The 25,314-nt window shown below is 60.6% G+C and carries 17 protein-coding genes and 5 pseudogenes; 12 read left to right on the top strand and 10 right to left on the bottom strand.

All coding sequences use genetic code 11. The features are described 5' to 3' along the window. Window positions 1-173: 173 nt before the first annotated feature. From ffh to rimM, 4 genes and pseudogenes are all read left to right on the top strand, one after another. A pseudogene (gene ffh, locus ACQB61_RS19385) lies at window positions 174-1,753 on the top strand (signal recognition particle protein). Next, on the top strand, window positions 1,750-2,088 hold the full coding sequence (locus tag ACQB61_RS19380; protein ID WP_430513946.1) for a chorismate mutase: 339 nt from the start codon (window positions 1,750-1,752) through the stop codon (window positions 2,086-2,088). The pseudogene ffh and the gene ACQB61_RS19380 overlap by 4 nt, the downstream one beginning before the upstream one ends. An 18-nt stretch (window positions 2,089-2,106) precedes the next feature. Continuing rightward, window positions 2,107-2,478 carry a 30S ribosomal protein S16 gene (rpsP, locus tag ACQB61_RS19375; RefSeq protein ID WP_430513945.1) on the top strand — a complete coding sequence of 124 codons (372 nt, stop codon included), beginning with the start codon at window positions 2,107-2,109 and terminating at the stop codon, window positions 2,476-2,478. Window positions 2,479-2,536: 58 nt separating this feature from the next. Further along, the gene (rimM, locus tag ACQB61_RS19370) at window positions 2,537-3,094 is read left to right on the top strand and encodes a ribosome maturation factor RimM (protein WP_050474046.1); all 558 of its coding nucleotides are present in this window, start codon (window positions 2,537-2,539) and stop codon (window positions 3,092-3,094) included. On the opposite strand, the gene ACQB61_RS19365 is transcribed toward rimM, so the two are convergent. Beyond that, the gene (locus ACQB61_RS19365; protein ID WP_430513944.1) at window positions 3,040-3,534 is read right to left on the bottom strand and encodes a VanZ family protein; all 495 of its coding nucleotides are present in this window, start codon (window positions 3,532-3,534) and stop codon (window positions 3,040-3,042) included. The genes rimM and ACQB61_RS19365 overlap by 55 nt on opposite strands. Window positions 3,535-3,726: 192 nt before the next feature. Between ACQB61_RS19365 and trmD the strand changes: the two genes are divergently transcribed. The 5 genes and pseudogenes from trmD (at window position 3,727) to ACQB61_RS19340 (ending at window position 9,258) form a co-directional block, all read left to right on the top strand. Beyond that, complete coding sequence (gene trmD, locus ACQB61_RS19360; protein WP_430513943.1) at window positions 3,727-4,425, top strand: tRNA (guanosine(37)-N1)-methyltransferase TrmD; 699 nt, start codon at window positions 3,727-3,729, stop codon at window positions 4,423-4,425. A 249-nt stretch (window positions 4,426-4,674) separates the two neighbouring features. Beyond that, a complete protein-coding gene (gene rplS, locus ACQB61_RS19355; protein ID WP_430513942.1) occupies window positions 4,675-5,160 on the top strand; it encodes a 50S ribosomal protein L19 in 486 nt (161 codons plus the stop codon). A 260-nt stretch (window positions 5,161-5,420) separates the two neighbouring features. Continuing rightward, window positions 5,421-6,832: pseudogene (gene leuC / locus ACQB61_RS19350) on the top strand (3-isopropylmalate dehydratase large subunit). Window positions 6,833-7,116: 284 nt separating this feature from the next. Next, window positions 7,117-7,674: an HNH endonuclease gene (locus ACQB61_RS19345; RefSeq protein ID WP_026355668.1), complete on the top strand. Its 558-nt coding sequence runs from the start codon at window positions 7,117-7,119 to the stop codon at window positions 7,672-7,674. Window positions 7,675-7,851: 177 nt separating this feature from the next. Next, the gene (locus ACQB61_RS19340; RefSeq protein WP_430513941.1) at window positions 7,852-9,258 is read left to right on the top strand and encodes a pilus assembly protein TadG-related protein; all 1,407 of its coding nucleotides are present in this window, start codon (window positions 7,852-7,854) and stop codon (window positions 9,256-9,258) included. 88 nt (window positions 9,259-9,346) lie between these two features. On the opposite strand, the pseudogene acs reads toward ACQB61_RS19340, so the two are convergent. Next, window positions 9,347-11,283, bottom strand: a pseudogene (gene acs / locus ACQB61_RS19335) (acetate--CoA ligase). A gap of 181 nt (window positions 11,284-11,464) precedes the next feature. Beyond that, a pseudogene (locus tag ACQB61_RS19330) lies at window positions 11,465-12,132 on the bottom strand (YggS family pyridoxal phosphate-dependent enzyme). 330 nt (window positions 12,133-12,462) lie between these two features. Here ACQB61_RS19330 and leuS point away from each other — a divergent pair. From leuS to holA, 3 genes are read left to right on the top strand one after another with little or no spacing between them, the layout of a single operon-like run. After that, a complete protein-coding gene (gene leuS, locus ACQB61_RS19325) occupies window positions 12,463-15,069 on the top strand; it encodes a leucine--tRNA ligase (RefSeq protein WP_430513940.1) in 2,607 nt (868 codons plus the stop codon). Further along, window positions 15,056-15,619: an LPS assembly lipoprotein LptE gene (gene lptE / locus ACQB61_RS19320; protein ID WP_430513939.1), complete on the top strand. Its 564-nt coding sequence runs from the start codon at window positions 15,056-15,058 to the stop codon at window positions 15,617-15,619. Before leuS ends, lptE begins: the two co-directional genes overlap by 14 nt. A 12-nt stretch (window positions 15,620-15,631) precedes the next feature. Beyond that, a complete protein-coding gene (gene holA / locus ACQB61_RS19315; RefSeq protein WP_430513938.1) occupies window positions 15,632-16,675 on the top strand; it encodes a DNA polymerase III subunit delta in 1,044 nt (347 codons plus the stop codon). A gap of 71 nt (window positions 16,676-16,746) precedes the next feature. Here holA and ACQB61_RS19310 read toward each other — a convergent pair whose 3' ends face one another. The 7 genes and pseudogenes from ACQB61_RS19310 to rho all read right to left on the bottom strand — a co-directional run bounded on the left by ACQB61_RS19310 (window position 16,747) and on the right by rho (window position 25,155). After that, complete coding sequence (locus tag ACQB61_RS19310; RefSeq protein ID WP_430513937.1) at window positions 16,747-17,670, bottom strand: ParB/RepB/Spo0J family partition protein; 924 nt, start codon at window positions 17,668-17,670, stop codon at window positions 16,747-16,749. Window positions 17,671-17,780: 110 nt separating this feature from the next. After that, on the bottom strand, window positions 17,781-18,605 hold the full coding sequence (locus ACQB61_RS19305) for a ParA family protein (protein ID WP_430513936.1): 825 nt from the start codon (window positions 18,603-18,605) through the stop codon (window positions 17,781-17,783). Then, window positions 18,602-19,324 carry a 16S rRNA (guanine(527)-N(7))-methyltransferase RsmG gene (gene rsmG / locus ACQB61_RS19300; RefSeq protein WP_430513935.1) on the bottom strand — a complete coding sequence of 241 codons (723 nt, stop codon included), beginning with the start codon at window positions 19,322-19,324 and terminating at the stop codon, window positions 18,602-18,604. The genes ACQB61_RS19305 and rsmG overlap by 4 nt, the downstream gene beginning before the upstream one ends. Then, window positions 19,302-21,182: a tRNA uridine-5-carboxymethylaminomethyl(34) synthesis enzyme MnmG gene (gene mnmG / locus ACQB61_RS19295; protein WP_430513934.1), complete on the bottom strand. Its 1,881-nt coding sequence runs from the start codon at window positions 21,180-21,182 to the stop codon at window positions 19,302-19,304. The genes rsmG and mnmG overlap by 23 nt, the downstream gene beginning before the upstream one ends. 346 nt (window positions 21,183-21,528) lie before the next feature. Further along, a complete protein-coding gene (gene mnmE, locus ACQB61_RS19290) occupies window positions 21,529-22,881 on the bottom strand; it encodes a tRNA uridine-5-carboxymethylaminomethyl(34) synthesis GTPase MnmE (protein ID WP_430513933.1) in 1,353 nt (450 codons plus the stop codon). 321 nt (window positions 22,882-23,202) lie between these two features. Next, on the bottom strand, window positions 23,203-23,778 hold the full coding sequence (locus tag ACQB61_RS19285; RefSeq protein WP_430513932.1) for a GNAT family N-acetyltransferase: 576 nt from the start codon (window positions 23,776-23,778) through the stop codon (window positions 23,203-23,205). A 112-nt stretch (window positions 23,779-23,890) separates the two neighbouring features. Continuing rightward, a pseudogene (rho, locus tag ACQB61_RS19280) lies at window positions 23,891-25,155 on the bottom strand (transcription termination factor Rho). Window positions 25,156-25,314 lie beyond the last annotated feature (159 nt).

The raw sequence follows: 25,314 nt of genomic DNA, 5'->3' as shown, positions 1-25,314 counted from the left end.
ATAAAGAGCGCCCGGAGGTCAACACCCGGCAGCGCGATGCGCCCCCGGGTGTCAAACTGCTTTGCGCAAGGTTTCCTTGGCTCAAGGCTGGAGATCGGGATGGCCGCACCTTAGATGGAGGGGCACCGGCACATTAAGCCGGGGCAGGACCGCAACACGAAAGGACGAGCGCCATGTTTGAAAGTCTGTCGGAGCGCCTCAGTGGCATTCTCGACAAGCTCACCGGCCGTGGTGCGCTGTCGGAGGCTGATGTCAACGAGGCCATGCGTGAGGTTCGCCGCGCGCTGATCGAAGCTGACGTTGCCCTTCCCGTTGTCCGTTCCTTCACCGACAAGGTGCGCAGCCGTGCCGTCGGCGCCGATGTGGTCAAGTCGATCACTCCGGGCCAGATGGTCATCAAGATCGTTCACGACCAGCTCGTGGAGATGCTCGGCTCTGACGCTGACCCGATTGACATCAACGCCCCCGCCCCTGTCGCCATCATGATGGTCGGCCTGCAGGGCTCGGGCAAGACGACCACCACCGCCAAGATCGCCCGCCGCCTGACCCAGCGCGACAAGCGCAAGGTGCTGATGGCCTCGCTCGACACGCGCCGCCCGGCGGCACAGGAGCAGCTGAAGGTTCTTGGCGAGCAGAACGGCGTCGACACGCTGCCGATTGTCGCCGGTCAGGGACCGGTGGAGATTGCCCGCCGTGCCATTCAGGCCGCGCGCCTCGGCGGCTACGATGTTGTCATGCTCGACACCGCCGGCCGCATTCACATCGATGAATCGCTGATGCTGGAGATGGCCGAGGTCAAGGCCGCAGCCAATCCGCATGAAATCCTGCTGGTCGCAGACTCCTCACCGGTCAGGATGCGGTGAACCTTGCCACCAGCTTTGACGAGCGCGTCGGCATCACCGGCATCGTGCTGACCCGTATGGATGGTGACGGCCGCGGTGGTGCGGCCCTGTCCATGCGTGCGGTCACCGGCAAGCCCGTGAAGCTGATCGGTACGGGCGAAAAATCCGACGCGCTGGAAGACTTCCATCCCCGCCGCATCGCCGACCGCATTCTCGGCATGGGCGACATTGTCTCGCTGGTGGAGAAGGCTGCCGAAGCCATCGACGCGGAAAAGGCCGCGAAGATGGCGGCCAAACTCCAGAAGGGCAATTTCGATCTGGAAGATCTGGCCGACCAGCTGAAGCAGATGGAAAAGCTCGGCGGCATGTCAGGCATGATGAGCATGCTGCCAGGCATTTCCAAGTTCAAGAAGCAGATGGATGCGGCGAATATCGACGAGCGCATGTTCAAGCGCCAGATCGCCATCATTCAGTCCATGACCCCCGGCGAGCGCCGCAAGCCCGACATCCTCAAGGCCAGCCGCAAGAAGCGCATTGCATCCGGTTCGGGCGTCGATGTGGCTGAGGTCAACAAGCTGCTGAAAATGCACCGCCAGATGGCCGACGTCATGAAAATGATGGGCAAGAACAAGGGCATGCTTGGCAAGATGATGGGCGCACTCGGCGGCAGCATGGCCGGCGGCATGCCCAATATCGATCCGAAGCAGCTGGAAGAACTGGCCAAGAGCGGCAAGATCCCCGGTGCCGGTGACCTGCTCAAGGGCATGCCCGATGGCGGCGCAGGCGGCATGCCCGGCGGCCTGCCTCCGGGTCTTGGCGGCATGGGCGGCCTCGGCGGTCTGCCGAAGCTTCCTGGCCTTGGCGGCATGGGCGGTTTCCCCGGCCTTGGAGGAAAGGGCAAGAAGCGATGAACGATCTGCAGAAGACCGCCGCCGACACCCAGCTCGGCGAAACCCCTGCCATGACCGAGCTGCGCGCTCTGCGCGCCTCGATCGACAATATTGATGCCGCGCTGATCCACATGCTGGCCGAGCGCTTCAAGTGCACCCAGAAGGTGGGCCACCTCAAGGCCACTCATGCGCTGCCGGCCGCTGATCCGGCGCGCGAACAGATTCAGATCGAGCGGCTGCGGCGCCTTGCTGCCGATGCCAATCTCGATCCTGACTTTGCCGAGAAATTCCTGGCGTTCATCGTCAAGGAAGTCATCCGGCATCACGAAGCCATTGCCGCCTCGAACGGCAACTGAACAACTGGAGAAACTCAAATGGCTACGAAAATCCGTCTCGCCCGTGGTGGCGCCAAGAAGCGTCCTTACTACCGCATCGTCGTTGCTGACGTCCGCGCTCCGCGTGACGGCCGCTTCATCGAGAAGGTCGGCTCCTACAACCCGATGGTTTCCAAGGACTCCGCAGAGCGCGTCGTGCTCGACATCGACCGCGTCAAGCACTGGCTCGCCAACGGCGCAACGCCGACCGACCGCGTCGCCCGCTTCCTGGACGAAGCTGGCCTCATGAAGCGTGAAGCCCGCAACAACCCGAAGAAGGCCGAGATGGGCAAGAAGGCTGCCGAGAAGGTTGCCGCTGCCAAGAAGAAGGCCGAAGAAGCTGCTGCTGCCGCAGCTGAAGCTTCCGAGTAATGCAAACTGCGGGCAGCGCCATGCGTGACATCAGCCTTGGGACACAGGAAGCCCGGCAATGACGAAAGCTCCTGAAAACAAGGTCCTGATGGCCGTGATTGGCGCCGCCCACGGCATTCGTGGGGAAGTGCGGGTCAAGCCTTTTGGCGATGATCCGCTCTCCTTCACGGATTATGGCGTTCTGGAGACCGCCGACGGCTCCCGCCGCTTCACCGTCTCCAAAGCCCGCGTGCAGAAAACTGTCGTCGTCACCAAGTTCAAGGAGATCGGCGACCGCAACGCGGCTGAAGCCCTCAATGGGCTGGAGCTCTACATCCCGCGCGACCGTCTTCCCGAGACGGAAGAAGACGAATTCTACCATTCAGACCTGATCGGCATGGATGCCGTGGATGCAGACGGAAATCCCGTCGGCAAGGTGGTGATGGTACAGAATTTTGGCGCCGGTGACCTTCTGGAACTGCGCCCCGCAAGAGGCCGTTCGTTCTACATTCCCTTCACACGGGATTTCGTGCCCGAAGTCAGCATGGCCGATCGCCGTGTCGTCACCGCGATTCCGGACGGTTACCTGTCCGAGACCCCGCGCGATGACGGGGATGATGACAACCGGATGGGCTGAAGCTCTCCGAAGCCTTCCGTCTCATCCGCTTGCACTTCCGTGTCGATCTTCCGGCTTTCCATGCGCCACAGCACGATGGCAGCCACGACGATGACCACACCGATCCCGTTGGCGACCCCGTCCATGAACGATGCTTCGCGGCCGGGAATGAACATCTGCACCCCCTCACCGGCAAAGCCCAGCGCCACGGCAGCAACCGCGGAGATACGCAGGCGGCAGCAGAAGAACGCGTGGATCGACAGGGTCAGCAGACCGTAGAAGCCAAGATGCAGCAGCTTGTCATAGGGATGCTGCAGGCCGTGATTGAAGATCACCCCCGTCAGCAGCCCAAAGACGCAGAGCGCCGCCAGCGGCAGCACCCGGCTGAGTGATATGTCGAGATAATCCCGGTCCACATAGTAGGCGACGATATGCGGCAGGCGGAAGCGGATGCGGGGCACGGGCAATCTCCGGTCTTGATCGCCCCAGTGTCGGCGGCAGATGTTAAGGTCCCTTTGCGCGATGCGGCAAACCTGCAACCATGGTTGACACTCTCTTGCTGGAATTCCGCAAACAGCGCCACCGTTGCAAAGCCCGGCGTTTCGTCGCATAGCAGCCGCAGGACATCCGACCCGCAGGAACAGGAACCCGCGATGAGCTTTGCCGCGACCGTGTTGACCCTTTACCCGGAAATGTTTCCCGGCCCGCTCGGCATCAGTCTGTCCGGCCGGGCGCTGAAGGAGGGCACCTGGTCGCTGGAAGCGCGGCAGATCCGTGATCATGCCACAGACAAGCACCGCTCCGTGGATGACACGCCCGCCGGCGGCGGCGCAGGCATGGTGCTGCGGGCAGACATTCTGGCCTCAGCGATTGATGCCGCCACCCTGCCCGGCGACACCCGCCCGCGCCTGCTGATGAGCCCGCGCGGCAAGCCGCTGACGCAAAGGCGGGTACGGGAACTGGCCGGTGGTCCCGGTGCGATCATCATCTGTGGCCGCTTTGAAGGCATTGATCAGCGGGTGATCGACTCACGCCATCTCGAGGAAGTTTCCATCGGCGACTACATCCTCTCAGGCGGCGAGATTGCCGCGATCACCGTGCTGGATGCCATCGTGCGGCTTCTGCCGGGCGTGATGGGCAATCAGGAAAGCGGCGAGACCGAGAGCTTCGAGACGGGACTTCTGGAACACCCGCACTACACAAGGCCCGCCGAATTCGAGGGCATGCCCATTCCCGAGGTTCTAACATCCGGCAACCACCGCAAGATCAACGAATGGCGCAAGGCGGAAGCCGAGCGGCTGACGCGGGAGCGGCGGCCGGATCTCTGGGCGGCCCATCAGGCGAAGGACTGACGGGCAAAGGACTGGCGGGCGAACGCGGCTTTTCAGCCGGTTTTTCCAGATTCTACATGACAAGGCATCCGTCTTCCTGTAAGGAGCCAGCCGTTGTGGCCGGTTCTGTGCGCCGCGCATTGCTTTTGCGCGATCCTGCGGACAGCCGGGTATCTCCAACATGGCCCGAAGACGGTGAACCCCGTCCTTTCCACATCATGTGGGCTGGACGCTCTGGCTGTCTTTGAAAACTGACAAGGGAAATATGCCATGAACCTGATCGAACAGCTGAACGCGGAAGAAAAGGCAAAGGTCGAAGCCGTCCGCAAGCTCCCCGAATTTTCTCCGGGCGACACCATCAAGGTCAACGTCAAGGTGACCGAAGGCAACCGCACCCGTACCCAGGCTTACGAAGGTGTCTGCATCGCCCGTTCCGGCGGCAGCATCAACGAGAGCTTCACCGTGCGCAAGATCTCCTACGGTGAAGGCGTGGAGCGCGTGTTCCCGGCCTGCTCGCCGATGATCGAGAGCGTTGAAGTCGTCCGCCGCGGTAAGGTCCGCCGCGCCAAGCTCTACTACCTGCGTGACCGTCGCGGCAAGTCGGCCCGTATCGTCGAGGCCACCAACGTCCGCGCCAAGCGCCTCAACGAAGAAGCCCGCGCTGAAGTCGCTGCTGCCAAGGCAACTGCCGCCGCCGAGAAGGCTGCTGCTGCTGAGGCCGCTGCTGCTGCAGCTGCTGCTGCTTCCGCCGAATAAGACCGGCGCTGCATCGCAGATTTCTGAAAGGCGGTCTTCGGGCCGCCTTTCTTTTGCCAGCTTTCAAGCCCGCAGCACGGCGCCACTTGAACAAAGCTCAAGAGTGGCGGACTGCGAAGCATATTGACCCCCATGTTGCTTCGGGGCATTGAAGAGGCAAGACCGGAACAGGCTGGAAACGGCCAATCCGTGCAAGGGACAAGGGGCAGGACCGCCACGGCGGATGATCAAGGCCCCGCCCGGTTTCAGGAGACACCCCGATGACCAAGCCGAGAACGCTCTACGACAAGATCTGGGATGACCATGTGGTCGACACCCAGGAAGACGGCACCTGCCTGCTCTACATCGACCGCCACCTCGTCCACGAAGTGACGAGCCCGCAGGCGTTCGAAGGCCTGCGCATGACCGGCCGCAAGGTGCGCCGTCCGGAGAAGACGCTGGCCGTCGTCGACCACAACGTGCCGACGACCGACCGCAGCCAGGGCATCGACGATCCGGAATCCGCGTTGCAGGTGCAGACGCTGGCTGACAACGCCGCTGAATTCGGCATCGAATATTACAGCGAGCTGGATCACCGCCAGGGCGTGGTGCACATCGTTGGCCCCGAGCAGGGCTTCACCCTGCCCGGCATGACCATCGTCTGCGGCGACAGCCACACCTCCACCCACGGCGCGTTCGGTGCGCTGGCGCACGGCATCGGCACTTCCGAAGTGGAACACGTTCTGGCCACCCAGACGCTGATCCAGAAGAAGGCCAAGAACATGCTCGTCCAGGTGGACGGCAAGCTGCCGGAAGGCGTCACCGCCAAGGACATCATTCTTGCCATCATCGGTGAGATCGGAACTGCCGGCGGCACCGGTTACGTCATGGAATATGCAGGCGAAGCCATCCGCTCGCTGTCCATGGAAGGCCGCATGACCATCTGCAACATGTCGATCGAAGGCGGCGCCCGCGCTGGCCTCATCGCGCCGGATGAAACCACCTTCGCCTATATCCAGGGCCGTCCGAAGTCTCCGAAGGGCGAAGCGTTGGAGCGCGCGATTTCCTACTGGAAGACGCTGCACACCGACGAGGGCGCGCATTTCGACAAGGTGGTGAAGCTGGACGCCGCCAACCTGCCCCCGATCGTCACCTGGGGCTCCTCCCCGAAGACGTGATCTCCGTGACCGGCGTCGTGCCGAACCCGGATGACATCGCCGACGAGAACACCCGCAAGTCCAAGTGGCGCGCGCTGGAATACATGGGCCTGACGCCGGGCACGAAGATGACCGACATTCCGGTCGATGTCGTCTTCATCGGCTCCTGCACCAACGGCCGCATCGAGGATCTGCGCGCTGCGGCTGCCATGATCGGCAACGGCAAGGTGAAGGACGGCATCAAGGCTATGGTCGTTCCGGGCTCCGGCCTCGTGAAGGAACAGGCTGAGGCTGAAGGCCTGGACAAGGTGTTCAAGGCTGCCGGTTTCGAATGGCGCGAGCCGGGCTGCTCCATGTGCCTTGCCATGAACGCCGACAAGCTGCAGCCGGGCGAGCGTTGCGCCTCGACCTCGAACCGCAACTTTGAAGGCCGTCAGGGCTTCAAGGGCCGCACCCATCTGGTCTCTCCGGCCATGGCTGCAGCCGCTGCCATCGCAGGCCATTTCGTCGACATCCGCGACTGGCAGAAGCGCTGATTCGAACAGCCTCGAAACAAGTGGACGGGCGCCCCGCACGGCGCCCGTTTTCTTTTGGCCAAAATCCTTTCCCGGCTTTTCCCTTGAAACGCGAAGCTCTTTTGATTTCAGGTAGTTGATGACCAGATGGAGCGCAGTAAGGCGGCATCTCCATCTTCGGCACTGCGGCACTTTTACAGGCTTCACAAGAGTGTCACACCGGCACTACTATATGTCTCGCATGTAGAGGTAGAGCCCGGCATCGGGTCTGCGGTGCCGGTACCTTGAGAGACAAGGAGCCGAAGGTGACGATAGCCGTACCATCGGGCGCCCATCCGGCCTTGGTGCTGAATGCGGACTACAGGCCCTTAAGTTATTATCCCCTGTCACTCTGGTCGTGGCAGGACACCATCAAGGCTGTGTTCCTCGACCGGGTGAACATCGTGTCGGAATACGAGACCACGGTCCGAAGTCCGAGTTTCGAGTTCCGATTACCCAGCGTGGTTTCGCTGAAGACCTTCGTCAAACCGTCGCGCTACCCGGCCTTCACCCGCTTCAACGTTTTCCTGCGCGACCGATTCCAGTGTCAGTATTGCGGTTCCCGCGAGGATCTGACCTTCGATCACCTGATCCCACGCTGCCGGGGCGGCCAGACCACTTGGGAAAACGTGATCACCGCCTGCTCTCCCTGCAATCTGCGCAAGTCGAACAAGTCCTGCGAACAGCTGGACATGTGGCCGATGCACATGCCGTTCAGACCCTCCATTCAGGACCTGCACAACAACGGCCGCGGTTTTCCGCCAAACTATCTGCACGAAAGCTGGCTCGACTTTCTGTACTGGGATACGGAACTGGAGCCGTAAACAGATACTATTTACCGCTGACCAAGCTGCTTAAACGCTCGTAAACCAAGGTTCGACTTTAAGTCCCAATTGACTACAATTTTAGTGTTGGGAAACAGTTTCTGATGAATATGAACTCCTGAAAACCTTCGGAGTTCATACATGTGCAGATCCAGGATCCGCCAGCTTCTGCGGCAGATGAGCCAGTTTGGCCGGAAAAATGACGGCTCCATCCTGCCTCTGGCGGCTTTTTTGATCGTCATCATGATTGTGATTGCTGGTTCCGGGGCCGATTATGGCCGGGCGATCATTGTGCGCAGTGCAGTCACAAATGCGCTGGATGCTGCCGTCTTGAGCGTTGCCCGTCAGCTTTCAACCACCGTTCTCACAGACAGCCAGATCAAATCCGCGCTGGAGTCCGCATTCAACGCCAACCTGACGTCGACAGGCGTGGACAACGTCCAGCTGGCAAATCTGACCTACACACTCAATCCGGCAGAGGGCATCATCACCGCCGATGTCACCGGAACGATCGGCACGTACTTCGTCTCAATTGGTGGTATTGGCCCGGAAACAATACCCGTGCGGTCCTCATCGCAGTCCACCTACTCCAGGTTCGACGTAGAACTGGCACTGATCCTGGACGTTACCGGCTCCATGTCAAACGACATGGATACCTTGGAAACGGCAGCCAATAGTGTTGTGAAGATTCTTCTTGCGGAACAGGACAGCAATTCCCGTTCAAAGGTCCGCATTTCGCTTGTTCCCTATAGCCAGGGTGTAAATCTCGGCGACAAGGCTAAAACCGTCACAAATGGGGCCTCCCTTGGAGCGAATTGTGTGACGGAGCGCATGGGCCCGAAACAATTTACCGATGCAGCCTATAACTATAACGACAAAAACTCGGAGTTTTTCGGTGGCGGATCCAACGCCTGCTCCTCCGGCTCGCCACTTCTGCCCCTGACAAGCTCCGCTGGCAGCCTGGAGACAGCCATCAAGAACCTGGTTGCCAGCGGCGGCACTGCGGGCCAGACCGGAATTGCCTGGGGCTGGTACACCCTGTCGCCAAACTGGTCGAACCTCTGGCCATCAGCCAGCGCACCAAGCGCCTATGGCAGCAACAAGGTCAAAAAAATCGCACTCATCATGACAGATGGTGACTTCAATGACTTCTATGACAAGGTATCTCTGACACGAAACCAATGCCAAGACAGGTCTGGCTACAATTGGTACAATGGCTATCAAGGTTGGAGCTACCACGATACAAGGCCTGGATACTATTGGCTGTACGAAACGATAAACAACGGATGTAGCTGGTCTGCCAAGAAATATTGGCTGGGACAGTATTATGAAAATGCGACCTACGACGACCCTCCAGCTGTTCGCGCAAGAAAATTCTGCGACGCTATGAAGGAAAATAAGATCACGATCTATACCGTTCTTTTCCAGAACAGTTCAGGCTCATTGCCTTCTTCCGAAAGGCTGATGAAATATTGCGCCACCAACGAGGCAACGACTTACTTCAAGGCAACTGACGGAGAGACCTTGATCAAGGCCTTCTCAAACATCGCCAGACAAATTCAGTCGATTTTCCTGTCGAAGTGACCAGCAGACTGGGAAAAGACGCAGCAAAAGGGCCCGCATTGCGGGCCCTTGGTGCGTTCAGGACAAAGACTGAGTATGCCGGAGAGGATCAGGCCCGGTTCTGCCGGTTCTCGATCAGATCATCCACCACTGCCGGATCGGCGAGAGTGGACGTATCACCCAGGTTCTCGAAGCTGTCCTCGGCGATCTTGCGCAGAATGCGGCGCATGATCTTGCCGGAGCGGGTCTTCGGCAGGCCGGGGGCAAACTGGATGAGATCGGGCGAGGCAATCGGGCCGATTTCCTTGCGCACATGCGCCACCAGCTCCTTGCGCAGCGCCTCGCTAGGCTCCTCACCCGCCATCAGCGTGACATAAGCGTAGATGCCCTGCCCCTTGATGTCGTGCGGATAACCGACAACCGCCGCCTCAGAGACCTTGGGATGGGCCACCAGCGCGCTTTCCACCTCAGCCGTACCCATCCGGTGGCCGGACACGTTGATCACGTCATCAACGCGCCCTGTGATCCAGTAATAGCCATCCGCATCGCGGCGGCAGCCATCGCCGGTGAAATACATGCCCTTGTAAGTGGAGAAGTAGGTCTGCACGAAGCGGTCATGGTCGCCATAGACCGTGCGCATCTGGCCGGGCCAACTGTCGAGGATGACGAGGTTGCCCTCCGTCGCCCCATCCAGAATGTTGCCTTCCGCATCGACCACCGCCGGCTGGACGCCAAAGAAGGGCCGCGTTGCCGAACCTGGCTTCAGCGGCGTTGCGCCCGGAAGCGGCGTGATCAGGATGCCGCCGGTTTCCGTCTGCCACCAGGTATCAACGATCGGGCAGCGCTTATCGCCAACCACATTGTAGTACCACATCCAGGCTTCCGGATTGATCGGCTCTCCCACGGACCCAAGCAGGCGCAGGCTCTCGCGTGAGGTACGGGTAACATGCTCGTCCCCTGCCCCCATGAGCGAGCGGATCGCCGTCGGTGCGGTGTAGAAGATGTTGACCTTGTGCTTGTCCACCACATCCCAGAAGCGGCCTGCGTTCGGATAGGTCGGGATACCCTCGAACATCAACGTCGTGGCGCCATTGGCCAGCGGGCCATAGACAATGTAGCTGTGGCCGGTGACCCAGCCCACATCCGCCGTGCACCAATAGATATCGCCGTCGTGGTAGTCGAAGACGTACTGGTGCGTCATCGATGCATAGACGAGGTAGCCGCCGCTGGTGTGCAGAACGCCCTTGGGGCTGCCGGTGGAGCCGGAGGTGTAGAGGATGAACAGCGGATCTTCCGCATTCATCTCTGCCGGGGTGTTTTCGGCCGAAACCTTGGCTGCTTCCTCATGATACCAGACATCGCGGCCACTGGTCATGGCAACAGAGCCGCCCGTGCGCTTCACCACGATCATGGTATTCACAGGTGCCTTATCGGCAGCCCTGTCGGCATTGACCTTCAGCGGCACGGTGCGCCCGCCGCGCAGGCCTTCGTCGGCCGTGATCAGGCAGGTGGACTTGCAGTCGGCAATGCGCTGCGCCAGGCTGTCCGGCGAAAAGCCGCCAAAGACGATGGAATGAACCGCGCCAATGCGGGCGCAGGCCAGCATCGCATAGGCCGCTTCCGGAATCATCGGCAGGTAGATGGTGACCCGGTCGCCCTTCTTGACGCCATGGGCCAGCAGCACATTGGCGAAGGTGCAGACTTCGCGGTGCAGGTCCTTGTAAGTGATGACCTTATGATCCGCCGGATCATCGCCTTCCCAGATAATGGCCGGCTGATCACCGCGCTTTTCCAGATGGCGGTCGATGCAGTTGGCCGAGACATTCAGCGTGCCATCCTCGAACCATTTGATCGAGACATTGTGCGGGTCATAAGAGGTATTCTTGACCTTGCTGAAGGGCTTGATCCAGTCGATGCGCTTGCCGTGCTCCCCCAGAAGCCAGCAGGGTCATCAACCGATTTCCGGTACATTTCCAGATATTTGGCGTTATCGGCGAGCGCACGCGATGCGACTTCGGCCGGAACCGGAAAAACGTTATCCGACATGCCTTCCTCCCAGGATAAAACAGGCGGGCATGCTCTTGGCGGCAGCCCGCATTCCGGGCGCATTATGCTGCCGTGATGCAGGCAGGTCTATACGGGATCGCTCGAACTTTCGTAGAGACTGCCGTCACTTGCAGCAGAATTGATACAAGATGCCGCGTCTTCCGGGGCAGATACGGGCAAATCAGGCCCTTCCGCCAAAGATGGCCGAGCCGACACGCACATGGGTCGCGCCGAAGGAAACAGCAATCTCGAAGTCGGACGACATGCCCATGGAAAGCTGCGTAAGGCCGTTGCGGCGGGCGATCTTTTCCAGGAGCGCGAAATGGGGGCCAGGCGCTTCGTCCACGGGGGAATGCACATCAGACCGATCACGTTGAGGCCAATTTCTTCCCGGCACAGGCGGATGAAATCATCCGTCTCTTTTGGCGCAATACCGGCCTTCTGCGGCTCTTCTCCGGTGTTGACCTGAATGAAACATGGCAAATCCCTGCCCTGCGCCGCCATCTCGCCCTTCAGCGCCCGGGCGATCTTCTCCCGGTCGATGGAGTGGATGACATCAAAGGTGGCAACCGCCTCCTTCGCCTTGTTGGACTGCAGCGGCCCGATGAGATGCAGCTCAATGCCATCATATTCCGTCCGCAGTTGCGGCCACTTGCCCATGGCTTCCTGCACCCGGTTTTCGCCGAAGACACGCTGGCCGGCGTCCAGCACCGGGCGGATATGTTCGGCCTCGAAGGTCTTGGACACGGCGACAAGACAAACGCTGCCGGCGGCACGGTCATGGGCGGCTTCTGCCTCGCGGATACCAGAGAGCACTTCGTTGAGCTGGGTGACAGCGCTGTGAGCCATGTCATGATCCTGAATGCGAGGGGAAGGGGCCGAAGGGATGCCGGTGCGGCCATGGTATAGGGCGCGCACAAGGTCAGTTTCAAGAGTTGAGCAGAGCCACCGCCTGACGCATCAGCGAAATAAGCCGCTTTTCCTGCCAACCGTGTTGACCCATGAGGGAATTTCTGGTGACAGTCCCGCAGAGATGTTTTTGGTTTGTGCGCCGCCTCCCGGCGCGCAATCATCTGGTTTGCGCGCTCCTCAGCGCGTAAATTTACGGTTTGCGCGCTGACCGCGCGCGGGTTCTTGGTTCATGCGCCTTCTGGCGCAAGGGTTGAAACGGCGGAATTGATGGCAACGGAACGCTATAACGCGCGCGAAGTGGAAGCACGCTGGCAGAAGCTGTGGGACGAGAAGGACGTGTTCAAAACGTCCAACGACGATCCGCGCGAGAAATACTACGTGCTGGAAATGTTCCCCTACCCGTCCGGCCGCATCCACATGGGCCATGTGCGCAACTATGCCATGGGTGACGTTGTGGCCCGCTACAAGCGCGCCAGGGGTTTCAACGTTCTGCACCCGATGGGCTGGGACGCCTTCGGCATGCCGGCCGAAAACGCAGCCATGCAGAACAATGTCCATCCCAAGGACTGGACCTACGAAAACATCGCCTTCATGCGCGGCCAGCTCAAGATCATGGGCCTGTCGCTGGACTGGAGCCGCGAGTTCGCTACCTGCGACGTGGAATATTACACCCAGCAGCAGCGGTTGTTCCTGAAATTCCTCGAAGCCGGCCTCGTCTACCGCAAGAAGTCCAAGGTGAACTGGGATCCGGTCGACATGACCGTGCTGGCGAACGAGCAGGTGATCGACGGTCGCGGCTGGCGCTCCGGCGCCCTGGTCGAGCAGCGCGAGCTGACCCAGTGGTTCTTCAAGATCACCGATTACTCCGAGGATCTGCTGGAAGCGATCGACACGCTCGACCGCTGGCCGGAGAAGGTCCGGTTGATGCAGAAGAACTGGATCGGCAAGTCGGAAGGCCTGCGCGTCCGCTTCGAATTCAGCACCCCTGCCCCGACCGGTGACAAGACCCTCGAAATCTTCACCACCCGTCCGGACACGCTGTTCGGTGCGTCCTTCATGGGCCTGTCACCGGATCATCCGGTCTCCGCAAAGATCGCGGAAAGCAATCCGCAGATTGCAGCCTTCATCGAGGAGTGCCGCCGCATCGGCACTTCGGCAGAAGCGATCGAGACAGCAGAGAAGAAGGGCATCGACACGGGCCTGCGCGTGAAGCATCCGCTGGATGCCTCCATCGAGCTGCCGGTCTATATCGCCAACTTCATCCTGATGGACTACGGCACCGGCGCCATCTTCGGCTGCCCCGCCCATGACCAGCGCGATCTCGACTTTGCCCGCAAATACGGATTGCCGGTGCGCCCCGTGGTGCTGCCGAAGGACGCGGATGCATCAAGCTTCACCGTCGCCGATGTGGCCTACACGGATGACGGCACCATCTTCAATTCCGGTTTCCTGGATGGTCTCAGCATCGCGGAAGCCAAGGATACGGTTGCGAAGAAGCTGGAAGCCATTGAGGTCGATGGCGCACCTCAGGCCGCCCGTCAGGTGAACTACCGCCTGCGCGACTGGGGCATCTCGCGCCAGCGCTACTGGGGTTGCCCGATCCCGGTCATCCACTGCGATGATTGCGGCGTGGTACCGGAGAACGATGCGAACCTGCCGGTCAAGCTGCCGGACGACATCAATTTCGACAAGCCGGGCAATCCGCTGGACCGTCACCCGACCTGGCGTGACTGCAGCTGCCCGAAATGCGGCAAGCCGGCACGGCGCGAAACGGACACCATGGACACCTTCGTGGACAGCTCCTGGTATTTCGCCCGCTTCACAGCTCCGCACTGCGATCAGCCGACCGATCCAGCTGCCGCAAATGGCTGGCTGCCGGTGGACCAGTATATCGGCGGCATCGAGCATGCGATCCTGCACCTGCTCTACTCGCGCTTCTTCACCCGCGCGATGCAGAAGGTGGGCGCGCTGGATCTGAAGGAGCCGTTCAAAGGCCTCTTCACGCAGGGCATGGTGACGCACGAGACCTACAAGAGCGCGGAAGGCAAGTGGCTGAGCCCGGCCGAGATCCGCTTCATGGAAGGTTCCGAGCGCAGCGCCGTGGAAATTGCTACCGGCGCGCCGGTTACCATCGGCTCCATCGAGAAGATGTCGAAGTCGAAGAAGAACACGGTGGACCCGACCGACATCATCGAAACCTACGGTGCCGATACGGCCCGCTGGTTCATGCTGTCGGATTCCTCTCCCGAGCGTGACGTGATCTGGACCGAGGAAGGCGTTCAGGGAGCCTGGCGCTTCGTTCAGCGCGTCTGGCGCCTTGTGGGTGAGATTGCAGCGACCCCGGCCCGGAGCAGCACGGCGCCCGAGTTCAGCGATGCCGCGCTGGAGCTGCGCCGTGCCACACACAAGACGCTGGCAGCCGTGTCGAAGGACATCGAGACCCTGTCCTTCAACCGCGCCGTCGCCCGCATCTATGAGCTGGTCAACCAGATCGGCAAGACGGTGCATGGCGGCCTCACCTTCGAGGACGTGTCCTGGGCCTCGCGTGAAGCTGCCGAATGCCTCGTGATGATGATGGCCCCGATGATGCCGCATCTGGCCGAGGAATGCTGGAAGGAACTGGGCCACACCGGCCTTGTTGCCGAAGCCAGCTGGCCGGCCGTGGACGAAAGCCTGCTCGTCGAAGACAGCATCGTCCTGCCGATCCAGATCAACGGCAAGAAGAAGGGCGAGATCACCGTTGCACGAGACGCTTCCAACGAGGTGGTCGAAGCAGCTACTCTGGCTCAGGATTTCGTCCAGAAGGCGCTCGAAGGGCGCCCGCCCCGCAAGATCATCGTGGTGCCGCAAAGGATCGTGAATGTCGTTGCCTAACGCCTCTGGCCGCACTGTCGGCACCAAACTGACCATTGCCCTGCTCGTTGCCGGCGCCGCCCTTCTGGGCGGCTGCCAGGTGCGACCGCTCTATGGCAGCCTCACCCCCGGAGATGCCGCTACAGCGTCTTCGGTCCAAAATGAGCTCGCAGCCATCGAGATCCGGCCGATCGACACCCTGACGGAGACGACCCGCCGCGTTTTGTTGACCGAACTCATGTTCAATTTCGGGCGCGGCAATGCCGCTTCGGCCAAGTCGTATCGTCTTGAGATGGTTGGCAACACGTCCATATCCACTGTTGGTATCGAACAGCTGGCCGATGTTCCGGCTGCCTTGTCCTTGACCATGAATGTCACCTTCGTTCTTTATGACAAGGCGACAGACCGCACGTTGATGACAGGCAAGTCCTTTGCCACCACCTCTTACGACTTCTCCAGCCAGCGCTTTGCCAACATCCGGGCACAGCGCGACGCGGAAGAGCGTGCAGCCAAGGAAGTGGCTCAGGACATGACCGCCCGTATCGCGGGCTATTTCGCCACGCGCAAGTAAGGACAGGTTTCCGTGGTTGCGCTCAAGGCCGGTGACATTGACAGGTTTGTTTCCAAACCGCCGGCCAGCGTCCACGCGATCCTTGTCTATGGCCCGGACACGGGCCTGGTGTCCGAACGGGCCCAGGCCCTTGTGGCTGCCGTCAGCGACGGCAACAACGATCCCTTCAGTCTCGCCAAGATCGACGCTGGCGACATCGTTTCAGACCCGAATCGTCTGATCGACGAGGCTCTGACCATTCCCCTGTTCGGCGGCAAACGCACCATCTGGGTGAAGGATGGTGGCGGCAGAAACCTGTCTCCGGCCGTTACGCCGGTTCTTGCTCTCACCGACTGTCCGGCAGTGGTCATCATCGAAGCCGGAGACCTGAAGAAGGGAACGGGTCTGCGCAAGCTTTTCGAGGCCGACAAGCGCGCAGTCGCCATTCCCTGCTATGCCGACACCGCCCGCGACCTGGAAGCGCTCATAGACGAGGAAACGCGCCTTGCCGGGCTCACCATCAGCCGTGAAGCACGCCAGAGCCTGCACGGACTGCTGGGCGGTGACCGGATGGCCAGCCGGGGCGAATTGCGCAAGCTCTGCCTCTATGCCCTCGGCAAGGGCCGTATCGAGACGGACGACATCGAAGCCATCATTGGTGATGCTTCTTCCTTCGAACTTTCAGAGTTGATTGATGCGGCAGCAGGCGGTGATCTTGCTGCCCTTGATCACGGTCTGGAACGGCTGGAAGCTGCGGGCAGCAATGCCTCAGTCATCGCCGGCCAGGTGCTTGGCCACTTCCAGTGGCTGCACCGCTTGCGGGCTGACGTGGATGCAGGCGGACAGGCCGCCAATATCATCGAGAACGTCAAGCCGCCGGTGTTCTTCAAGCGCAAGGCGGCCCTCACGCGCCAGCTTTCCATCTGGGCCGCACCCGATCTGGAACGGGCCATGACGCGGCTTGCCGAAACCATGCGCACCGCCCGTCTCAACGACCGGATCGGCATGCCGGTTCTGTCCGAAACGCTGTTGACGCTTGCCCGCGTCGCCCGCGCCCGCAGCGCCTCGCGCCGCTGATCTGTCTCCAAAACGCAAAACGGCCCGGATTGGCATCCGGACCGCTTCCGATTCGATTTCGTTAACGCCTGTTAACGCGTCTCGATGCCAAGCTTCCGGCACAGCTCGTCCAGCTGTTCCAGTGAAGCATATTTGATCTTCAATTCGCCCGCATCCTTGCCCGGCTTGTGGCCGATCGCAACCTTGAGGCCCAGCGTATCCGTAAGGCGTTTCTCAAGAGCGCGGGTATCCGCATCCTTCTCGGCCCGGGTCACCGGATCCTTGGGGCCAGAGAGCTTGGAGAGGATTTCCGGATCCTGCGCCAGTTTCTCGGCCTCACGCACCGACAGGCCCTTTTCCACGATCAGTTCAGCCAGCGCAGACGGGTCATCCAGCGTGATCAGAGCCCGGGCGTGACCGGCGGTAATCAGGCCTTCGGACAGATAATCCTTAACTGCGTTCGGCAGCTTCAGCAGGCGCAGGGTATTAGCCACATGGCTGCGGCTCTTGCCAATCAGCTTGGCGAGCGTGCCCTGACTGTAGTTGAACTCGGCCGTCAGCTGTTCGTAGCCGAGTGCCTCTTCGATGGGATTGAGATCGGCACGCTGCACGTTCTCGATGATCGCCAGCTCCAGGGCTTCCTGATCGGTGATGTCGCGGATGATCACCGGCACTTCATGCTGACCTGCCCGCTGTGCGGCACGCCAGCGGCGTTCACCGGCGATGATCTCGAAATGGTTCGGCTTGCCGGCCGCCGGACGCACGAGGATCGGCTGGATGATACCCTTCTCCCGGATGGAGTCAGTGAGTTCCGTCAGATCCTTCTCGACAAAGGTCTTGCGCGGGTTGCGCGGGTTCGGCTCCAGAAACTCGACCGGCACCTTGCGTGAGTCGCGCGGCGGCGCGTTCTCTGCGCTTCTTGCTGCCGGTTCCGCGGCCGTTGCAATGCCTGCGTCACCGATCAGGGCTGCGAGCCCACGCCCCAGCCGCTTGTTGCGTCCGCCTTCTTCCGCCATTGGTCTTCTCCGCTTGCGCGTCACATCATATGAATGAAAGAACGCGGGCCCTGCCCTCACCGGGGCTTTGCTCCGCGTTCCATGAAACCTTCAAGCCTGTGCCGTCAGACTCAGGCTGCCACCTTCCGCAGCTCCCGCTCGCGCTGGATGATCTCGGATGCAAGGCGCAGATAGGCCTGACTGCCTGCGCATTTCAGATCATAAAGCAGCGCCGGCTTGCCGTAGGACGGAGCTTCGGAAATGCGCACGTTGCGCGGGATAATGGTCTCATAGACCGCATCGCCCATCGTCTCGCGCACATCCGCCACCACCTGACTGGAGAGGTTGTTGCGGCTGTCATACATCGTCAGCACGATGCCATGAATGGTTAGCTCGTTGTTCAGCGCATTGCGCACCTGCTCCACCGTGGAGAGCAGCTGCGACAGACCTTCAAGCGCGAAGAACTCGCACTGCAACGGCACCAGGATGGAGTGCGACGCCGACAGGGCATTGATCGTCAGCAGGTTCAGCGACGGCGGGCAGTCCACAAGCACATAGGTGAACTTCATCTCCGCAAACAGCGCCGATGTTGCAAATCGCTCGATCGCCTTGCGCAGCCTGTAGGCACGGTCGGCACTGGAGGCGATTTCCAGCTCAAGGCCGAGAAGGTCCATCGTGGACGGCGCGACCCAGAGGCGCGGCACCGCAGTTTCCTTCACCGCCTCTTCCAGCGAGCAATCGCCGCAGAGCACATCATAGGTCGACAGATTCCGGTCACGGCGGTCAATGCCAAGTCCGGTCGAGGCGTTGCCCTGCGGATCAAGGTCGATCACCAGAACACGTTCGCCAATTGCGGCCAGCGCGGTGCCGAGGTTGATGGCAGTCGTGGTCTTGCCCACACCGCCCTTCTGATTGGCCAAAGCCAGCACGCGCGGCAATTCAGGAAGCCTGCTCATCCGTGGGATCCTTCCTTGATGGAACCGGCCTCGATGGATCGGGGCGACACGCTGGAGAGGGTCAGCATGCGGCTCTCAGGATCAATGAGACTGGTCCGTTCTACCAGATCAAAACTCCAGGCGTGAGACGCTTCATCAATCTCCCGCTGAAAATCGCGCCCTTTGTGGAAAACGGCAGCCGCCCCATCCGCAAGGAAGGGATAGGAATAGTCCAGAAGCTCGGACAATGAAGCCAGTGCCCGGGCGGAAACCGCATCCACCTTGCCATGGGGCCATTGTTGCGCCACCGATTCGATCCGCTGCGGCATCACCGTGCCCTTCGATCCGGTCTCGCGCAAAGCCGTGCGCAGGAAGGCTGCCTTGCGCTGATTGCTCTCGACGAAATAGACATGGGCATCAGGCACATCCGCCAGCAGGATAGCCGTGACGATGCCCGGGAAACCTGCCCCGCTGCCAAGGTCCACCCAGCGCTTTGCCTGCGGACGGCAGAGATGCGGCTGCAGACTGTCCGCAACATGCCGCCGCCAGATTTCCGGAATGGTCGATGGAGCGATCAGGTTCTGGGCTGGCTGCCAGCGCAGCACAAGATCCACATAGATTTTCAGCCGTTCTTCAGTTTCACGTGAAACAGCAATAAACTGGCCGAGGCTCTGCGGACCATCCCTCAGGTTCTTCACAGGCATTTCCACAGGTCCTTCAAGCAGCGCCGCGGCGTTCATGCCGCTTCACCTGAGACAAAAGCAACGTCAGTGCAGCAGGCGTCATACCATCCATGCGTGCCGCCTGCCCCAATGTGCCGGGGCGGACAAGTTCGAGCTTTTGCCGGATCTCATTCGACAGCCCGGCAAGCACGGAGAAATCAAAGTCCTCGGGAATGGCCAGTGCCTCATCCCGGCGCAGGGCGGCAATGTCAGCGGCCTGCCGGTCGAGATAGACTGAATAGAGAGCATCCGTCGCCACCTGCTCGGCAATGGCAGGTTCAACACCTGCCAGCTCTGGCCAGACACCGAAGAGCCGGTCAATAGTCATGTCCGGATAGGCCAGCAAATCAAAGGCGCTGCGCCGCACTCCGTCTTGATTGACCGGCAAGCCATGCTTTGCCGCTTGCGACGGGGTTACGGTCAGACCCTGCATCAGCTCGCGGGCCGCATCAAGCTTGGCGAGCTTGGCAGCAAATGCCTCACTGCGGGCGCTGCCGATGCATGCCAGATCAAGACCTGCAGGTGTCAGGCGCTGGTCCGCATTGTCAGCACGCAGCGAGAGACGGTACTCTGCCCGCGAGGTGAACATGCGGTAGGGTTCCGTAATTCCCCGGGTGACGAGATCATCAACCATCACGCCGATGTAGCCCTGCCCCCGGTCCACCACGAAGTCACGTGAACCGCCTGAAGCCACGAGCGCGGCGTTGAGACCGGCGAGCAGACCTTGCGCGCCTGCCTCTTCATAGCCGGTGGTGCCATTGATCTGACCCGCCAGAAACAGCCCCTCGCAACGCTTGGCTTCCAGCGTCGTCTTCAGCTCTCGCGGATCGACGTGATCATATTCGATGGCATAACCGATCTGCAGCACCTCGACCTTTTCCAGACCGGGGATCGTCCGCAGGAAGGCATGCTGGGCATCTTCCGGCAGCGAGGTGGAAATGCCGTTCGGATAGATCGTATGATCATCCAGCCCTTCCGGCTCCAGGAAAATCTGATGTCCGTCACGGTCACCGAAGCGGACAATCTTGTCCTCGATGGACGGGCAGTAACGCGGCCCCCTGCCCTTGATCTCGCCCGAGTACATGGCGGAGCGGTGCAGGTTCTCGCGGATGATGCGATGCGTTTCTTCCGTGGTGCGGGTGATGTGGCATGGCACCTGCGGCGTGGTGATTGCTGCTGTCAACGTCGAGAATGGCACCGGCTTGTCATCGCCGGGCTGTTCTTCCAGCCGGGACCAGTCAATGGTGCGACCATCGAGCCGTGCGGGCGTACCTGTTTTCAGTCGGCCAAGCGCAAAGCCGATGGCTTCCAGCGAAGCGGAAAGACCCATCGCCGGCTGTTCCCCCACCCGGCCCGCCGGGATCTTCCGGTCACCGATATGAATGAGCCCGCGCAGGAAGGTGCCGGTGGTCAGCACCACCGCACCGCAAACGATCCGGCGGCCATCAGCCAGTGTCACGGCTGAGACACGGCCTTCCGAAGTCTCAAGGCCATGCGCCTCGCCTTCCACCACCGTCAGGTTCGGGATCGCACGGATCTCTTCCTGCATGGCCACCCGGTAGAGCTTCCGGTCGGCCTGAGCGCGAGGACCACGCACAGCAGGACCCTTGCGCAGATTGAGCATCCGGAACTGGATCCCTGCCCGGTCTGCGACCCGACCCATAAGACCATCCAGCGCATCGATCTCCCGGACGAGATGCCCCTTGCCAAGTCCGCCAATCGCCGGATTGCAGGACATGACGCCGATAGTCTCGAACTTGTGAGTCACCAGCGCCGTACGCGCACCCATACGCGCCGAGGCAGCAGCGGCCTCACAGCCCGCATGCCCGCCGCCAATCACCACAACATCAAAGGTCAGAGACTGATCCATAACCATTCAAATCCCGATCCCGGGCGGACACATACTGCACCCGCCTGCGGCGATCACCAGACAGAAGAAATTCACGGCCAGCAACAGCAACCCCAGATCAGAGGCCATCAGAAAAACAAACCAGCCAGTTGACTTCCTTATACGGAAATCACCCCTTCAGGGTCAAAGCTATTTCACGTGAATCAGGTCAGAACCACCCGGATGGATTCACGTGAAACATCCATCACGGCTCAGATATGATTCACGTGAAACACCCTCAGAGCGCATTTCAGGGAAGAGGTGATTCACGTGAAACAGGCTGAAGCATTGATCGAAACCGGAGCCGAACCGGATTCACGTGAAACACTTCAGTTCACTTTCCGATGCAGAACTCCCGGAAAATCACATCCAGCAGATCTTCCACATCGATCCGGCCAGTAATTCGCCCCAGTGCATCAGCAGCGCGCCGCAGATCCTCGGCCCGGAGTTCAGCCGGAAGATGATCCCGGCTGACCGCGTCCTGTAGGGCAGACAGGCATTCGATGAGGTAATGACGGTGCCGCTCCCGGGTTGCCAGGGCCGCTTCCCCGCTCCCAAACGTATCCGAAGCAAAACGTTCGAGGGCCTTGAACAGGCCATCAAGACCCGTACCTTTGGTAACGGATACAGGAAATTCCTGTGTCGTTCCGGAAGAGTCTCGTTTCGAAAGAGTCTCAAGATCAGCCTTTGTGGAGATGGTCCAGACCGGAACCGATTCAGTCCGGATCGCCTCCGGCACCCCCTGCTCTCCATCATCAGGCATTGGACCGCCTGGTTCCACCGCCCAGAGGATCAAGTCGGCCGCCCGGCCCATCTCTGTTGCCCGGCGGATGCCTTCCTGTTCAACACGCCCTGCCCCACTGCGCAGACCGGCCGTATCAGCCAGCGTCACAGGATAACCTCCAAGATCAAGATGAACCTCGATGACGTCACGTGTGGTGCCCGCCTCTTCGGTGACGATTGCCACGTCCCGCCCGGCGATAGCATTCAGCAAGCTCGACTTGCCGGCATTCGGCGCGCCCATCAGCACGACCAGAAGACCATCCCTTAGCCGTTCACCGGAACGGGACCGATTCAAATGGTCGGCCACTTCGCTCTTCAGAATGGCAGCCTCAGCCCAGACCGTATCAGACACACTGCCCGGTACATCCTCTTCATCAGCAAAATCGAAGTCCGCTTCGATCATCGCCCGCATGTGAACCAGCCGCTTGCGCCAGCCTTCATAGATCCGCCCCAACGCACCATCCATCTGCCGGAACGCCTGACGCCTCTGCGCTTCGGTCTCCGCGGCGATGAGATCGGCAAGGCCTTCCACTTCCGTCAGGTCCAGCCTGCCCTTCTCAAAAGCACGGCGGGTGAACTCACCCGGCTCGGCAGGCCGCATGCCGGGGAGGTCTGCCAGTGCCTTCAGGACGGCAGCCACCACCGCACGGCCACCATGGCACTGAAGCTCAACGACGTCCTCACCGGTGAAGCTGGCCGGACCGGGAAAGGTCAGTACCAGCGCCTGATCCAGAGGCTCCTGTGTCTGCGGATCACGCAGCACCCTCAGAGCAGCCTGGCGGGGTTGCGGCATGGACTGGCAAAGAGCGCCGAGAGCATCAAAGGCTGCTGGCCCGCTCAACCGGATCACGGCGACGCCGGAAGGAAGCGCACCGCTGGAAAGGGCGAAAATGGTGTCCTGCATGGAAAAGCCTTGGCAGCTGAAAACCTATTCCAAGGCCCATACCTGCTTCGCCCTTCGCTGCAAAGGGGGAAGCACCCAACCAATCCGCATCCGATTCAAATGAGGTGGGCGAGATGTGCCGCAGAGTCGATCCACCCACCGCGCCATCCCGGAGAGGCACAAAGCGGAGATCCGGGACCTGGGCAGCCACAACGACCCCGATAGAGCCCGGCACGGCTGGGATAGCACGGTGATAAATTGATCTTCCGGGAGAGAGGAACATACCTTCAGTACGGATCCGATTCATTTCCTCCGGGCATACACCGGGGTGTTTCACGTGAATCAACGTGAAACATGATCCACTTCGGTAACGCCCCATTTCTCCCGCGAGAGCCGGTAAAGGACATGCCGCAGCAGCGGGTGACCGGATGGAACAGCAGGATGATCGAAGTCATCAGCCGGGTCATACGTCATACCCAGCCGTTCCATCACCTTTCTGGACGGCGCGTTCTTCACCGTGGTGAAGGCTACGATTTCATCGAGCTCTAGCGTTTCAAAACCGAATCGAAGCCATGCCCGGGCTGCCTCACTGGCATAGCCCTGCCCCCAGGCGGAACGAGCGAAACGCCAGCCGATCTCCACACAGGGCGCAAAAGGGACAGGTGCGGGAAACTGCGGCCGCGCCAGACCGACCATGCCGATGAAGGCACCGTCAGCCTTGCACATCACCGGACGGAAGCAGAACCCGTCTGCCTCCTCCTTCTCTCTGATGCGGGCAATCAGAGCCTGCGTCTCGCCTATGCTCAGAGGCTTAACGAAGTAGCGCATGACTTCCGGGTCGCCACATAGCGCGGCAAAAGGCTCCAGGTCCTCATCCTTCCATGGCCGCAGGACAAGCCGTTCGGTTTCGATGATCATGGCGTCTCTCTCCTTCGATAGTGATTGATACGAAACCGAATCCATAGGCTCAAAGAAAAACCCCCGGCCTTTGTCTCAGCCGGGGGTTTGAATGAACCGTATCCGAATCGGATCAGGTGTTCATGCTGTCGAAGAAATCGTCGTTCGACTTTGTCTGCTTGAGCTTGTCGAGCAGGAACTCGACCGCATCGACCGTGCCCATCGGGTTGAGAATACGGCGCAGAACGAAAGTCTTCTTGAGCCGCTCCGGCGGCACCAGCAGCTCTTCCTTACGGGTACCGGAGCGCTGGATGTCGATGGCCGGATAAACGCGCTTGTCGGAGATCTTGCGGTCAAGGATGATTTCGGAGTTACCCGTACCCTTGAACTCTTCAAAGATCACTTCGTCCATGCGGCTGCCGGTGTCGATCAGCGCGGTAGCGATGATGGTGAGTGAGCCGCCCTCTTCGATGTTACGCGCTGCGCCGAAGAAGCGCTTCGGACGCTGCAGGGCGTTGGCATCCACACCACCGGTCAGAACCTTGCCGGAAGACGGAACGACGGTGTTGTAGGCGCGGCCAAGGCGGGTGATGGAGTCAAGCAGGATGACCACGTCGCGGCCATGTTCCACCAGGCGCTTGGCCTTTTCGATGACCATTTCGGCAACCTGCACGTGGCGGACAGCCGGCTCATCGAAGGTGGAGGAAACCACTTCACCGTTCACGGTGCGCTGCATGTCCGTCACTTCTTCGGGACGCTCATCGATCAGCAGAACGATGAGATAGCACTCAGGGTGGTTCGTGGTGATGGACTTGGCGATGTTCTGCAGGAACACCGTCTTGCCGGTGCGCGGCGGTGCGGTGATCAGAGCGCGCTGGCCCTTGCCGAGCGGAGCCACCAGATCGATGATGCGGGAAGAGAGATCCTTGGACGCCCCGTCTGCAATTTCCATCTTGAAGCGCTCATCGGGATAGAGCGGCGTCAGATTGTCGAAATGCACCTTGTGGCGGGTCTTTTCCGGATCTTCAAAATTGATCGTGTTGACCTTGAGAAGCGCGAAATAACGCTCGCCCTCTTTGGGGCTGCGGATCTGGCCTTCAACCGTATCGCCGGTGCGAAGCGAGAAGCGCCGGATCTGCGAGGGGAAACATAAATGTCGTCAGGGCCCGGCAGATAATTTGCGTCGGGCGAACGGAGAAAACCGAAGCCGTCCTGGAGTACTTCTACGACACCTTCGCCGATGATCTCAACATCCTGGGCTGCAAGCCGCTTGAGGATGGCGAACATCAGCTCCTGCTTGCGCATTGTGCTGGCGTTCTCGACTTCGAGCTCTTCGGCGAAGGCCAGCAGCTCGGTGGGTGTCTTCTCTTTGAGGTCTTTGAGTTTCATTTCCCGCATCAATAGGGATCAATCTCTGTTGGAGGGTGGGTATGTGAAAAGACGCTTCTGGCTCTGGAATGAAAAAACGGAAACAGAAGTGGAAGCTGTCACGGAAGACCGGTCGAGGGGATAACCGGCTTTGCTTCGGCAGTGGTGTATCCGGGATGAGAGCCTCGG

This window comes from Pannonibacter phragmitetus (genome assembly GCF_050510895.1).
Classification (GTDB): Bacteria; Pseudomonadota; Alphaproteobacteria; order Rhizobiales; family Stappiaceae; genus Pannonibacter; species Pannonibacter phragmitetus_B.
This window is presented reverse-complemented; position numbering and strand designations above follow the sequence as displayed.